Annotated in this window: 13 protein-coding genes and 4 pseudogenes; 14 read left to right on the forward strand and 3 right to left on the reverse strand. The window is 57.7% G+C overall.

Annotated features, from left to right (window positions below; translation table 11 throughout):
* Window positions 1-8: 8 nt before the first annotated feature.
* The 5 genes and pseudogenes from DBR02_RS25465 to DBR02_RS25495 form a co-directional block, all read left to right on the forward strand.
* A pseudogene (locus tag DBR02_RS25465) lies at window positions 9-694 on the forward strand (IS3 family transposase); the annotation flags it as partial.
* A 672-nt stretch (window positions 695-1,366) separates the two neighbouring features.
* A complete protein-coding gene (ltrA, locus tag DBR02_RS25475) occupies window positions 1,367-2,875 on the forward strand; it encodes a group II intron reverse transcriptase/maturase (protein WP_001189109.1) in 1,509 nt (502 codons plus the stop codon).
* An 80-nt stretch (window positions 2,876-2,955) separates the two neighbouring features.
* A pseudogene (locus tag DBR02_RS25480) lies at window positions 2,956-3,135 on the forward strand (DDE-type integrase/transposase/recombinase); the annotation flags it as partial.
* A 280-nt stretch (window positions 3,136-3,415) separates the two neighbouring features.
* Window positions 3,416-4,498: an IS110 family transposase gene (locus DBR02_RS25490; protein WP_069219573.1), complete on the forward strand. Its 1,083-nt coding sequence runs from the start codon at window positions 3,416-3,418 to the stop codon at window positions 4,496-4,498.
* Window positions 4,499-4,514: 16 nt separating this feature from the next.
* Window positions 4,515-4,685, forward strand: a pseudogene (locus DBR02_RS25495) (IS3 family transposase); the annotation flags it as partial.
* Between the two features lie 32 nt (window positions 4,686-4,717).
* Here the strand turns inward: DBR02_RS25495 and merR are convergent.
* On the reverse strand, window positions 4,718-5,173 hold the full coding sequence (gene merR / locus DBR02_RS25500; RefSeq protein WP_001166628.1) for an Hg(II)-responsive transcriptional regulator: 456 nt from the start codon (window positions 5,171-5,173) through the stop codon (window positions 4,718-4,720).
* Window positions 5,174-5,244: 71 nt separating this feature from the next.
* On the opposite strand from merR, the gene merT reads away from it, so the two are divergent.
* The 9 genes and pseudogenes from merT (at window position 5,245) to arsH (ending at window position 10,388) form a co-directional block, all read left to right on the forward strand.
* Entirely contained in the window at window positions 5,245-5,640 is a 396-nt protein-coding gene (gene merT / locus DBR02_RS25505) for a mercuric ion transporter MerT (protein ID WP_001294653.1), read from the forward strand.
* A gap of 15 nt (window positions 5,641-5,655) precedes the next feature.
* Window positions 5,656-5,931, forward strand: a complete 276-nt coding sequence (gene merP, locus DBR02_RS25510; protein WP_000732275.1) for a mercury resistance system periplasmic binding protein MerP — start codon at window positions 5,656-5,658, stop codon at window positions 5,929-5,931.
* 27 nt (window positions 5,932-5,958) lie between these two features.
* Window positions 5,959-6,384 (forward strand): organomercurial transporter MerC, encoded by a 426-nt coding sequence (gene merC, locus DBR02_RS25515; protein ID WP_000522996.1) that lies wholly within the window; start codon window positions 5,959-5,961, stop codon window positions 6,382-6,384.
* A gap of 38 nt (window positions 6,385-6,422) precedes the next feature.
* The gene (merA, locus tag DBR02_RS25520) at window positions 6,423-8,108 is read left to right on the forward strand and encodes a mercury(II) reductase (protein WP_107535689.1); all 1,686 of its coding nucleotides are present in this window, start codon (window positions 6,423-6,425) and stop codon (window positions 8,106-8,108) included.
* Between the two features lie 17 nt (window positions 8,109-8,125).
* Window positions 8,126-8,491, forward strand: a complete 366-nt coding sequence (gene merD / locus DBR02_RS25525; protein ID WP_001277466.1) for a mercury resistance co-regulator MerD — start codon at window positions 8,126-8,128, stop codon at window positions 8,489-8,491.
* Complete coding sequence (gene merE / locus DBR02_RS25530) at window positions 8,488-8,724, forward strand: broad-spectrum mercury transporter MerE (protein WP_001087807.1); 237 nt, start codon at window positions 8,488-8,490, stop codon at window positions 8,722-8,724. The genes merD and merE overlap by 4 nt, the downstream gene beginning before the upstream one ends.
* 50 nt (window positions 8,725-8,774) lie before the next feature.
* Window positions 8,775-9,002 (forward strand): annotated as a pseudogene (locus tag DBR02_RS25540) (DUF3330 domain-containing protein); the annotation flags it as partial.
* Between the two features lie 334 nt (window positions 9,003-9,336).
* The gene (locus DBR02_RS25545) at window positions 9,337-9,669 is read left to right on the forward strand and encodes an ArsR/SmtB family transcription factor (RefSeq protein ID WP_001549890.1); all 333 of its coding nucleotides are present in this window, start codon (window positions 9,337-9,339) and stop codon (window positions 9,667-9,669) included.
* Between the two features lie 5 nt (window positions 9,670-9,674).
* Entirely contained in the window at window positions 9,675-10,388 is a 714-nt protein-coding gene (gene arsH / locus DBR02_RS25550) for an arsenical resistance protein ArsH (protein ID WP_025801347.1), read from the forward strand.
* A gap of 57 nt (window positions 10,389-10,445) precedes the next feature.
* Here arsH and arsC read toward each other — a convergent pair whose 3' ends face one another.
* On the reverse strand, window positions 10,446-10,874 hold the full coding sequence (gene arsC / locus DBR02_RS25555) for a glutaredoxin-dependent arsenate reductase (RefSeq protein WP_001549888.1): 429 nt from the start codon (window positions 10,872-10,874) through the stop codon (window positions 10,446-10,448).
* Between the two features lie 49 nt (window positions 10,875-10,923).
* Window positions 10,924-12,207 (reverse strand): arsenic transporter, encoded by a 1,284-nt coding sequence (locus DBR02_RS25560; protein WP_001549887.1) that lies wholly within the window; start codon window positions 12,205-12,207, stop codon window positions 10,924-10,926.
* Window positions 12,208-12,259: the final 52 nt, after the last annotated feature.

A 12,259-nucleotide genomic window follows, 5' to 3' on the forward strand; every position in this document is an offset into this window, starting at 1 on the left:
GGGAGCATATGGGCACACCACGATTTACACCTGAATTTAAGGAAGAAGCCGTCCGACAGATAACGGAACGCGGTTATTCCGTTGCCGAAGTATCTGACCGTCTGGGCGTTTCTGCCCACAGCCTCTACAAGTGGCTACGGGCTATCAAACCGGATAACAGCGAGCAGCATGCCCGGGATTTACTGGAAGCCAAAAGCGAGATCCTGAAACTACGGGCGCAGCTAAAACGTACCGAAGAAGAACGGGATATCCTGAAAAAGGCCGCGCGGTACTTTGCAAGGGAGCCCGACTGAAGTATCGCTTTATCAACGATCACCGTGAAATCTGGTCGATCGTTACAATGTGTCGGGTCCTTAAGGTTGCCCGTGCCGGATTTTATGTCTGGCTCCATAACCCTGTATCTGCCGGAGAAAAGGATAACCAGCGACTGCTGGAACTCATCCGCGACTCCTATACGCTGAGTGGTGGAGTTTACGGTTATCGCAGGGTTCATGGCGATCTTCGCGAAATTGGCGAAGTGTGCAGCAGAAACCGGGTTGCCAAAATCATGAGGAAAAACAGGATTCAGGCTATACATGGTTATAAAGTGCCACGCGGGAGCCGGGGACGACCGTCACTGATAGCGCCTAATCACGTGCGGCGTGAATTTACTGTAGTGAAGCCCAATCAGGTGTGGGTCACCGACATCACCTACAGTGTGCCCGGAGTTCAGGGCGGGCATGGATGCTTAAATGAACCGCGAGTCTGTCTGGAATATTGAACCGGTAACTCACGATGAGAAACCCAACAATCCCACCGGGTGTGACGGTGGAGAACCTGAGCGGCAGTGACCTGCGGCATGCCCGCAGGGTGATGTAACCCGCTGACAACGGGGATTGAGGCGAGATCACTAAGCCGAGATGATCCTCAAGGTTAAGTACTGAAAGGCTGAAGAACATGAACCCGTTAATCCGCCTCTGTGGGTTGAAAACGTCACCACGGCCTACGTGATCTGACAGGCCGTGCAGGAGGAACTGGCAGTGATACGTAAGCACTGCCGGTCGAAGGTGTTTTGACATGTATGCGAAACACCGGGGCAGCAGCGTCTATCACGCTTGCGTTGCTGACTTCTGCCAACTTGCGGCAAGCAAGGATAAAGAGTGCGACGGGCAGCCTCCTCAGTATGCCTGAGTCCAGGCAGGTAAACCGGGGAAGGTCAGCGACGGATGTTAAGGGGGCATGGCTCCGATGACGCGCTGGCTGGCGGAGCTTCCGTAGTAGTCCGCGATGGGGAAAGCCCATTACATGGCGAAGGGAAGCAGTTTGAATGTGTTTGCGACGTGAATTAACTGACCTAACGAGGTGAAGACCTTTGATAATCAGCGAAATGCAACGCAAGCTTGCCACATGGGCGGCCACCGATCCGTCCCTACGGATTCAACGGCTGCTGCGTCTGATAACACAACCAGAATGGCTGGCTGAAGCGGCGCGGATCACGCTTTCATCAAAGGGGGCGCATACCCCCGGCGTTGATGGCGTGAACAAAACAATGCTACAGGCCAGACTGGCTGTTGAGCTGCAAATCCTCAGGGATGAATTACTCTCAGGCCACTACCAGCCCTTGCCCGCCAGACGGGTTTACATCCCTAAAAGCAACGGCAAACTGCGACCACTGGGTATCCCCGCGTTGCGGGATCGTATTGTTCAGCGGGCCATGCTGATGGCGATGGAGCCGATATGGGAGAGTGATTTTCATACGCTCTCATATGGCTTCCGGCCTGAGCGCAGTGTCCACCACGCGATCCGCACGGTGAAATTACAGCTCACAGACTGCGGTGAAACCCGGGGACGCTGGGTGATTGAAGGCGACCTGTCCAGTTACTTCGACACCGTACATCATCGACTGCTGATGAAGGCTGTACGCCGCAGGATCAGTGACGCACGTTTCATGACTCTGCTGTGGAAAACCATCAAGGCGGGACATATCGATGTCGGTCTCTTTCGGGCGGCCAGTGAAGGTGTGCCACAGGGCGGTGTTATATCGCCGCTATTATCGAACATCATGCTGAATGAGTTCGATCAATACCTGCATGAGCGCTACCTGAGCGGGAAAGCCAGAAAAGATCGGTGGTACTGGAATAACAGTATCCAACGGGGCCGAAGTACGGCGGTCAGAGAAAACTGGCAGTGGAAACCCGCGGTGGCGTACTGCCGCTATGCCGATGATTTTGTCCTCATCGTCAAAGGCACCAAAGCACAGGCGGAAGCCATCAGGGAGGAGTGTCGGGGTGTGCTCGAAGGCAGTCTGAAACTCAGGCTGAACATGGATAAGACTAAAATCACCCATGTTAATGACGGCTTTATCTTTCTGGGGCACAGGATCATTCGCAAACGCAGTCGTTATGGCGAGATGCGAGTGGTCTCAACGATCCCGCAGGAGAAAGCCAGAAACTTCGCCGCATCGCTGACAGCACTGTTATCAGGCAACTACAGTGAAAGCAAAGTCGATATGGCTGAACAACTCAACCGAAAACTGAAAGGCTGGGCCATGTTCTATAAGTTCGTTGATTTTAAGGCCAAAGTCTTCAGTTATATCGACCGTGTCGTGTTCTGGAAGCTGGCTCACTGGCTGGCCCGCAAATACCGTACAGGTATCGCTTCCCTGATGAGGTGGTGGTGTAAATCACCGAAACCGGGTCAGAGCAAAACGTGGGTTTTATTTGGTAAAACCAATCACGGCAAGCTCAGCGGCGAAATACTGTACCGGTTGGTGGGGCAAGGCAAGAAGCTGTTCCGCTGGCGGCTACCCGAAGGTAATCCCTATCTGAGGACGGAGACCAGAAACACGTATACATCGCGCTTTACAGAAGTGGCAATGGCGTTCGCCAGCATTTAAATGGAGAGCCGGATGCGCTGAAAGGTGCACGTCCGGTTCGGGGAGGAGAGGCAGGGAAATAGTCCGACTACGCCCTGCCTCTTACTCTACTCCGCACCTGGCAGGGCTGGCTGTATCTGGCGGTGGTTATCGATCTCTTCGCCCGTAACGTGGTGGGCTGGTCGATGAAGCCCACTCTCTCACGCGAACTGGCGCTGGATGCACTGATGATGGCGGTCTGGCGACGTAAACCCGACGGCGAGGTCATCGTGCACTCAGACAGTAAGAATGTCGGTGTCAGTTTTCATCATCATGCTTGCTGTTTTCTCAGCCCGGTGAGATCACTGATGCAGTGAAGACTTTCCGGCTCCCTGACTCACACTCTGATCGACCAGAAATGTGTCTTTCCCTGGACCCGTCGGTTGACGGAAAGTACTTCATGCGAGGCTTCTCCTCACCGATGCGCGTGACTCAAGAAGGGCCTGACGGCTTGTCTTATTACTGTCCTGTCCGGGTTATCGTCAGGAGAAATGACGATAAGTTTCAGAGCAGGATTAGATCATGGCGAAAATTAAGTCAGTTCTCACACCGTCTGTCGTGGGTGGAGTTGATACGCACAAGGATCTGCACGTTGCTGCAGTGGTTGATGAAAATAACCGCGTTTTAGGCAGTAAGTTTTTCGCGACAACCCGACAGGGATATCGTCAGATGCTGACATGGATGACATCTTTTGGAACTGTTGCCCGCATCGGCGTTGAATGTACCGGCTCATACGGCGCTGGCTTGCTGCGCTACCTGCAGAATGCCGGGATCACCGTTCTGGAAGTGACTGCTCCGGATAAGATGGAGCGTCGCAGGCGTGGTAAAAGTGACACAATTGATGCTGAAAGTGCCGCTCACGCAGCTTTCTCATTTATACGCACTGTCACACCTAAAACACGAAGCGGGATGATTGAAGCACTTCGCGTTTTGAAAGTTTGCCGAAAAACGGCCGTTGCGGCGCGTCGAATTGCGCTGCAAATGATCCAGATGAATATCGTTTCTGCACCGGACGAACTACGTGATCAAATACGCAGTCTGACCCGGATGCAACTGATTCGCACCCTGGCCGCATGGCGACCGGATGTTACGGCATATCGCAATGTTCAGGATGCTTATCGTATTGCCCTGAAATCGCTGGCTAGGCGATATCTTGAACTGCACGATGAAATAGCAGACCTCGATATTATGATCGCATCAATCGTTGATGAGCTGGCACCTGATCTGATTAAGCGTAACGCAATCGGCTATGAATCGGCTTCGCAGTTGCTGATCACAGCCGGTGATAACCCTCAACGGCTTCAGTCTGAGTCTGGCTTCGCGGCCTTATGCGGAGTCAGCCCCGTTCCCGTCTCATCAGGCAAAACAAATCGCCACAGACTGAACCGTGGTGGCGATCGTGCAGCTAATAGCGCGCTACATATCATCGCTATAGGCAGATTACGCACGGACACGAAAACACAGGAGTATGTAGCGAAAAGAGTCTCAGAGGGACACTCAAAAATGGAAGCACTGCGCTGCCTGAAACGTTACATCGCACGCGAGGTCTTTACACTGCTTCGAAATCAAAATCGGCAGATCAACAGCACTCAAATAACAACTTGACACTTAGAAGGGCGTCCAGGGAAGCCAGTACGGCAGTGACGACTGGCAGCGCTTCTGCCGGGCTAATAACCTGGTCCCGAGCATGAGCCGGCGTGGCAACTGCTGGGATAATGCGGTGGCCGAATCGTTCTTCAGTTCACTGAAAAAAGAGCGCATCAGGAAGAGAATATACAAAACCCGGGATCTGGGGTCGTCTCAGAATTCGGAAAATAAAGCACGCTAAGGCGTAGTCACCCCGTGACTCCCCCGCGCCGATGCAGCGAGCTTCGTTCCGTCTTGCAGTGACGCAATCAGCGGGCAGGAAACGTTCCCTTTCCGCGCATGGCAGGCGCACACCAGTTCAGACAGCACGGCCTCCATGCGTGCCAAGTCGGCCATCTTCTCGCGCACATCCTTGAGCTTGTGCTCGGCCAGGCCGCTGGCTTCCTCGCAATGGGTGCCATCCTCCAGCCGCAGTAGCTCGGCGATTTCGTCCAGGCTAAAGCCCAGCCGCTGGGCCGATTTCACGAACCGCACTCGTGTTACATCCGCCTCGCCATAGCGGCGAATGCTGCCATAGGGCTTGTCTGGCTCCGGCAGCAGGCCCTTGCGCTGGTAGAACCGGATGGTCTCCACATTGACCCCGGCCGCCTTGGCAAAAACGCCAATGGTCAGATTCTCAAAATTAATTTGCATATCGCTTGACTCCGTACATAACTACGGAAGTAAGCTTAAGCTATCCAAACCAAATTTGAAAGGACAAGCGTATGTCTGAACCACAAAAGTCTGAACCACAAAAGTCTGAACCACAAAAGTCTGAACCACAAAACGGGCGCGGCGCGCTCTTCGCCGGTGGGCTGGCCGCCATTCTTGCGTCGGCCTGCTGCCTGGGGCCGCTGGTTTTGATCGCCTTGGGGTTCAGCGGGGCATGGATCGGCAACCTGACGGTGCTGGAACCCTATCGCCCGATCTTCATCGGCGCAGCGCTGGTCGCGCTGTTTTTCGCCTGGCGGCGCATCTACCGCCCGGCGCAAGCCTGCAAACCGGGTGAGGTCTGCGCGATTCCCCAAGTGCGAGCTACTTACAAGCTCATTTTCTGGATCGTGGCCGCGCTGGTCCTGGTCTCGCTCGGATTTCCCTACGTCATGCCATTTTTCTATTAATCACAGGAGTTCATCATGAAAAAACTGTTTGCCGCCCTCGCCCTCGCTGCCGTTGTTGCCCCCGTGTGGGCCGCCACCCAGACCGTCACGCTGTCCGTGCCTGGCATGACCTGCGCCTCTTGCCCGATCACTGTCAAGCACGCGCTTTCCAAGGTTGAGGGCGTGAGCAAGACCGACGTAAGTTTCGACAAGCGCCAGGCCGTCGTCACCTTCGACGATGCCAAGACCAACGTCCAGAAGTTGACCAAGGCGACCGAGGACGCGGGCTATCCGTCCAGCCTCAAACGCTGATCCGTTAACCGAACTCGGGAGCGACACATGGGACTCATCACGCGCATCGCTGGCAAAACCGGCGCGCTCGGCAGCGTCGTTTCCGCGATGGGCTGCGCCGCCTGTTTTCCTGCCATCGCCAGCTTTGGCGCGGCCATCGGACTGGGCTTCTTGAGCCAGTACGAGGGGCTATTCATTGGCATCCTGCTGCCGATGTTCGCCGGCATCGCGTTACTCGCCAATGCTATCGCTTGGCTCAATCATCGACAGTGGCGACGCACGGCGCTCGGCACGATAGGCCCGATCTTGGTGCTGGCAGCGGTGTTTTTAATGCGGGCTTACGGCTGGCAGAGCGGTGGACTGCTCTATGTCGGCCTGGCCTTGATGGTTGGGGTGTCGGTCTGGGATTTCATCTCGCCAGCACATCGCCGCTGCGGGCCGGACAGCTGTGAATTGCCAGAACAACGTGGCTGACGGCAACAGCCGTAGCCACCACAGAAAAGGAAAAATACATGACCACCCTGAAAATCACCGGGATGACCTGCGACTCGTGCGCGGCTCACGTCAAGGAAGCCTTGGAGAAAGTGCCCGGCGTGCAATCGGCGCTGGTGTCCTATCCGAAGGGCACAGCGCAACTCGCCATTGAGGCGGGCACGTCATCGGATGCGCTGACTACCGCCGTGGCCGGACTGGGCTACGAGGCAACGCTTGCCGATGCGCCACCGACGGACAACCGCGCCGGCCTGCTCGACAAGATGCGCGGCTGGATAGGGGCCGCTGATAAGCCCAGTGGCAACGAACGCCCGTTGCAGGTCGTCGTCATTGGTAGCGGTGGAGCCGCGATGGCGGCAGCACTGAAGGCCGTCGAGCAAGGCGCGCAGGTCACGCTGATTGAGCGCGGCACCATCGGCGGCACCTGCGTCAACGTCGGTTGTGTGCCGTCCAAGATCATGATCCGCGCCGCCCACATCGCCCATCTGCGCCGGGAAAGCCCATTCGACGGCGGCATGCCACCCACACCGCCGACGATCTTGCGCGAGCGGCTGCTGGCCCAGCAGCAGGCCCGTGTCGAAGAACTCCGTCATGCCAAGTACGAAAGCATCCTGGACGGCAATTCAGCCATCACCGTTCTGCACGGTGAAGCGCGTTTCAAGGACGACCAGAGCCTTATCGTTAGTTTGAACGAGGGTGGCGAGCGCGTCGTGATGTTCGACCGCTGCCTGGTCGCCACGGGTGCCAGCCCGGCGGTCCCGCCGATTCCGGGCTTGAAAGAGTCACCCTACTGGACTTCCACCGAGGCCCTGGCGAGCGACACCATTCCCGAACGCCTTGCCGTAATCGGCTCGTCGGTGGTGGCGCTGGAGCTGGCGCAAGCCTTTGCCCGGCTGGGCAGCAAGGTCACGGCCCTGGCGCGCAATACCTTGTTCTTCCGTGAAGACCCGGCCATCGGCGAGGCGGTGACAGCCGCTTTCCGTGCCGAGGGCATCGAGGTGCTGGAGCACACGCAAGCCAGCCAGGTCGCCCATATGGACGGTGAATTCGTGCTGACCACCACGCACGGTGAATTGCGCGCCGACAAGCTGCTGGTCGCCACCGGCCGGACACCGAACACGCGCAGCCTGGCATTGGAAGCGGCGGGGGTAGCCGTCAATGCGCAGGGGGCCATCGTCATCGACAAGGGCATGCGCACCAGTAGCCCGAACATCTACGCGGCCGGCGACTGCACCGACCAGCCGCAGTTCGTCTATGTGGCGGCAGCGGCCGGCACTCGTGCGGCGATCAACATGACTGGCGGCGATGCGGCCCTGGACCTGACCGCAATGCCGGCCGTGGTGTTCACCGACCCGCAGGTCGCCACCGTGGGCTACAGCGAGGCGGAAGCACATCACGACGGGATCGAGACCGACAGTCGCCTGCTAACACTGGATAACGTGCCGCGTGCGCTTGCCAACTTCGACACACGCGGCTTCATCAAGCTGGTCATCGAGGAAGGTAGCGGACGGCTCATCGGCGTGCAAGCGGTGGCCCCGGAAGCGGGTGAACTGATCCAGACGGCGGTGCTCGCCATTCGCAACCGTATGACCGTGCAGGAACTGGCCGACCAATTGTTCCCCTACCTGACCATGGTCGAAGGGCTGAAGCTCGCGGCGCAGACCTTCAGCAAGGACGTGAAGCAGCTTTCGTGCTGCGCCGGATGAGGAAAAGGAGGTGTTCAATGAGCGCCTACACAGTGTCCCGGCTGGCCCTTGATGCCGGGGTGAGCGTGCATATCGTGCGCGACTACCTGCTGCGCGGATTGCTACGGCCGGTCGCGTACACCACGGGCGGCTACGGCTTGTTCGATGACACCGCGTTGCAACGGCTGCGCTTTGTACGGGCTGCCTTCGAAGCGGGTATCGGCCTGGACGCACTGGCGCGGCTGTGCCGGGCGCTGGATGCTGCGGACGGTGACGGTGCGTCTGCGCAGCTTGCCGTGTTGCGGCAACTCGTCGAGCGTCGGCGCGAGGCCCTGGCCAGCCTCGAAATGCAACTGGCCGCCATGCCAACCGAACCGGCACAGCACGCGGAGAGTCTGCCATGAACAGCCCAGAGCACTTGCCGTCTGAGACGCACAAACCGATCACCGGCTACTTGTGGGGCGCGCTGGCCGTGCTCACCTGTCCCTGCCATTTGCCGATTCTCGCCATTGTGCTAGCCGGCACGACGGCCGGCGCGTTCATCGGGGAGCACTGGGGTATTGCAGCCCTCACGCTGACCGGCTTGTTTGTCCTGTCTGTGACGCGGCTGCTGCGGGCCTTCAAGGGAAGATCATGACCGCTTCCCAGCCAGCCGAGAGTGGGCAGCTTTGAGCTTCGCTACCAATCTGGAGGAGTACCACCATGAACGCAAACGCCCCGAACACTGCCAGTTGCACCACCTGCTGCGTATGCTGCAAAGAAATTCCGCTCGATGCCGCCTTCACCCCGGAAGGCGCGGAATACGTCGAACATTTCTGCGGGCTGGATTGCTATGAACGCTTCCAGGCACGCGCCAAGGCCGCGACAGAATCTGACATTGCGCCTGTCCCTGGCGGTTCGCAGCCGTCAGATTGAGGCATACCCTAACTTGATGTCAGATGCCATGTGCAAACGATGTCAGAATAGAGTTAAATTTCCTATTGATGGGGTCTGAGGTCCAACCATGCGAAAAACCACGTTAAGAAAGCAACCTTCTGAAAAGGCGACGTTTATCAGTTTTTTTTCCGGCCATAAAGGGGGCGGAAATTATTCCCTGCACGGGTATTCGCAAGGATTTCGGTAGTGCTCTGGCTCTGCCCCCCATAACCTGGCGGACAGAGCATGATTGGGAAAGCGGTACCCTCACGGCAGAAACGATTGACGCAGGCTATATTTCTATTATTCTGGAAATATAGATAAAGGAGGTATTATGGATTTAAACACTGCTGCAAACGCACTTCGAGAACTGGGCCACCCGACACGTCTCAGCATATACCGGGAGCTGGTCAGGGCGGGTCATGAAGGCCTGCCGGTTGGCGAACTGCAGAAGCACCTTGAGATTCCTGCCTCCACGCTCAGCCATCATCTTTCAGCGCTGATATCCGCTGGACTCATAAGCCAGGAACGGCAGAGTCGTACCCTGTTCTGCAGGCCCTGCTATGCGCAGCTTGAGCAATTGATGGCCTTTCTGACAGAAGAATGCTGCGCAGGCGGCAGCTGCAGTCTGTCACCCGCAAAGACTCCCGAAGAGACCCCATTGTGAACAACCTGACTGATGCCCTGAAAAATATCGATCCGGCCCTCCTGGACGCGCCGCTGACGGAAGATAAGCTGAAGGCCAGAGAGATAACGCATCCGCCCCGCATCCTGATGCTCTACGGCTCGCTGCGGGCGCGCTCTTACAGCCGGCTGACAACGGAAGAAGGTGCCCGGCTGCTGACGGCCATGGGCGCGGAGGTGAAAATTTTCAACCCGTCCGGCCTGCCACTGCCCGATGATGCGCCGGAGACGCACCCGAAAGTGGCTGAGCTGCGGGAGCTGGTTCTCTGGTCGGAAGGCATGGTCTGGTGCTCTCCGGAGCGTCACGGGGCCATGACCGGCATCATGAAGGCCCAGATTGACTGGATACCGCTGACGTCAGGCGCGGTCCGCCCGTCACAGGGAAAAACCCTGGCCGTCATGCAGGTCAGCGGCGGCTCACAGTCGTTCAACGCTGTAAATCAGATGCGTATTCTTGGACGCTGGATGCGGATGATCACCATCCCGAATCAGTCATCCGTGGCAAAAGCCTGGGCCGAGTTTGATGAGGATGGCCGCATGAAGCCTTCTTCGTATTATGACCGCATAGTGGACGTCATGGAGGAACTGATGAAGTTCACCCTGCTGACGCGCGGTCGCAGTGATTATCTCACCGACCGCTACAGCGAAAGGAAAGAGAGTGCCGCGCAGCTTTCTGAGCGGGTCAACCAGCGCAGCATATAAAAAAGCCGGCAGATGCCGGCTTTTTCCACACTGTTATGCCCGCAGCCTGGTAAAAAATCAGTGGCTGACGCGGTTCCCGTGCTCATCAATGACGGCTTCGCCGTCCTCTTTGGTAAACGCGCCCTGCTGCGGGTCCGGCAGTATGTCCAGAACCACTTCGGAGGGACGGCACAGCTTCGTGCCGAGCGGTGTCACTACCACCGGGCGATTAATGAGGATCGGATGAGCCAGCATGGCATCGAGCAGTTCGTCATTGCTGAAGCGGTCTTCTGCCAGGCCGAGCTGTTCGTACGGTTCGGTATTTTTGCGCAGCAGGTCGCGCACGCCGATGCCCATATCCGCAATCAGCTTCTTCAGCTCATCGCGTGACGGCGGCGTTTCCAGATACAGAATAACCGTGGGTTCGGCGCCGCTGTTACGGATAAGCGCCAGGGTATTGCGGGATGTCCCGCAGGCCGGGTTGTGGTAAATGGTAATGTCAGTCATAAGCGGTACTCCGTAAAGGGGCTGCACGGGCGCAGCCCCGGGGTTAAAGTTAAACAGACAGGCGCAGGGCCAGCGCGGCCAGCGTGACAAAAAGCACCGGCAGGGTCATCACGATGCCCACGCGGAAGTAATAGCCCCAGCTGATGGTGATGTTTTTCTGTGCCAGCACGTGCAGCCACAGCAGGGTTGCGAGGCTGCCGATAGGGGTTATTTTCGGGCCGAGGTCACAGCCGATGACGTTGGCGTAAATCATCGCCTGCTTCACCACGCCCTGTGCGCTACTACCGTCAATCGACAACGCGCCAACCAGCACGGTGGGCATGTTGTTCATGACGGACGAGAGTGCCGCCGTCAGGAAGCCGGTGCCGAGCGTTGCGCCCCATACGCCGTGCTCTGCAAACCGGTTCAGGGCGGCGGAAAGGTAATCAGTCAGTCCGGCGTTACGCAGTCCGTATACCACCAGATACATGCCCAGCGAAAAGATAACGATCTGCCAGGGCGCGCCTTTCAGCACCCTGCCGGCGTCAATCACGTGTCCTTTGCGGGCAACCAGCCAGAGAATAAACGCCGCCACCGCCGCCACCAGGCTGACCGGCACGCCGAGCGGCTCCAGAGCAAAAAAGCCAACCAGCAGAAGAACCAAAACCACCCAGCCAGCCTTAAAGGTTCGTGCATCCCGGATGGCTTCCCGCGGTGCCTTCAGCTTCGCCAGGTCATAGGTGACCGGGATGTCCCTGCGGAAAAAGAGATGAAGCATCACCAGCGTGGCCGCAATGGAGGCAATGTTCACCGGCACCATGACGGATGCGTACTCGCTGAAGCCCAGCGTAAAGAAGTCAGCCGTTACGATGTTCACCAGGTTCGATACGATGAGCGGCAGGCTGGAGGTGTCAGCGATAAAGCCCGCTGCCATCACAAACGCCAGCGTGGAGCCGGGAGTGAATCCCAGCGCCAGCAGCATGGCAATAACGATCGGCGTCAGAATTAGCGCGGCTCCGTCATTGGCAAACAGCGCCGCCACTGCGGCACCCAGCAGAACGATATACGTGAACAGCAGCCGGCCCCTGCCGCCTCCCCAGCGGGAAACGTGCAGCGCGGCCCACTCAAAAAAGCCGGACTCATCGAGCAGCAGGCTGATAATGATGACCGCAATGAACGTGCCCGTGGCGTTCCAGACAATCTGCCAGACCACCGGAATATCACCGATGTGCACCACGCCGGTCAGCAGCGCCAGCGCCGCACCGATGACGGCACTCCAGCCAATGCTCAGCCCCTTCGGCTGCCAGATGACCAGTACCAGCGTCAGGATGAAAATCGCACCTGCCAGAAACATACCCGCTCCTATTGAATACAAATGCCTGTTAAACCGGACTGATAAATTTTCG

The sequence above is a fragment of the Enterobacter cloacae complex sp. genome (assembly GCF_900322725.1).
Lineage (GTDB): Bacteria > Pseudomonadota > Gammaproteobacteria > Enterobacterales > Enterobacteriaceae > Enterobacter > Enterobacter quasihormaechei.